The sequence below is a fragment of the Paenibacillus sp. AR247 genome (assembly GCF_002968895.1).
GTDB classification, from domain to species: domain Bacteria; phylum Bacillota; class Bacilli; order Paenibacillales; family Paenibacillaceae; genus Paenibacillus_AQ; species Paenibacillus_AQ favisporus.
In genome coordinates this window covers 1-1,167 of sequence record NZ_PCZT01000065.1, presented here as the reverse complement: position 1 = coordinate 1,167, position 1,167 = coordinate 1, and the positions used below count along the sequence as shown (strand labels likewise).

Here is a 1,167-nt window from a genome sequence, read left to right as displayed (position 1 = left end):
AGGAGGAGGAAATCAACATGGCTAATTTCGACTTTGCCCATTGGCAAAATCGTATCGATGAGTTACGTGCTAATAATCATGTTCCTGGTGCATCATTAGCAGTACTTGTTAACGATGAAATTCACGAATTGGCGAGTGGTATATTGCATCGTGGAACGGGTGTAAGGGTAACGACAGACTCAGTATTTCAGGTTGGTTCGATAACCAAAATTCATACTGCAACAATGGTAATGAAATTGGTTGAATCAGGTGAATTAGACTTAGATGCACCAGTAATAGATGTATTACCAGAGTTTGAAACGGCAGATAAGATCGCTACTAAAACCATCACTATTCGACAATTGCTCAGCCATACGAGCGGTTTAACCTGTGATTTTACCCATGATACGGGACGTGGTGATGACTGTTTAGCACTTTATATTGAGGCCAGTAAAAACATAGCTTTGGATTGTCCACCCGGCAGGACAATTTCCTATAGCAGTGTTGGATACAACGTGTTGGGACGAATTATTGAAGTTGTAACAGGTCAAACTTGGGACAATGCACTTAAGGATAGATTGTGTACTCCACTTGGACTAAATCGTACCGTTACATTACCAGAAGATGTATTGCGATTTCGATCGGCAATAGGTCACATTGGACTTCCAGGTCAAGAGCCAGAACCATGTCCAACTTGGAATCCATTACCCCGTTCATCTGGTCCTTATGGCGGTGTTCTCTGTGCTTCTGCTGCGGATATTGTACAATTAGCAAAAATGCATGTAGATGGAGGAATAGCTTCTGATGGAACTCATTTTTTGAAATCAGAGACGGTATCTGCCATGCAAACACGTGAAGTCAATTGTGTTGATAAATGGACGTTTAGCTCCGATGGTTGGGGGTTAGGATGGGCATTGTATGATTGGGATGGCGTTTTTGGATTCGGTCATGATGGTGCTACGATCGGACAGTATGGTTTTTTACGTGTAGCACCAGAATCAGGAGTTGCGATCGTCTTATTGACGAATGGTGGGGGTGCACAGCAGCTTTATTCTTCCTTATTTAAAGAACTTCTAAATGAGCTTGCAGGTATTAAAATGCGAGATTCCTTCGCTCCCCCCAAAAAAACGATCTCTGTAGATTTCAAACCGTTTATCGGCAGTTACAAGCGAGAAGGCATTGTTATCT

Annotated in this window: 1 protein-coding gene; it reads left to right on the top strand. The window is 42.3% G+C overall.

All coding sequences use genetic code 11. The features are described from left to right. Positions 1 to 17: 17 nt before the first annotated feature. The coding region (locus CPT76_RS35850; protein ID WP_105446257.1) for a serine hydrolase domain-containing protein at positions 18 to 1,167 on the top strand (1,150 nt) is incomplete at its 3' end.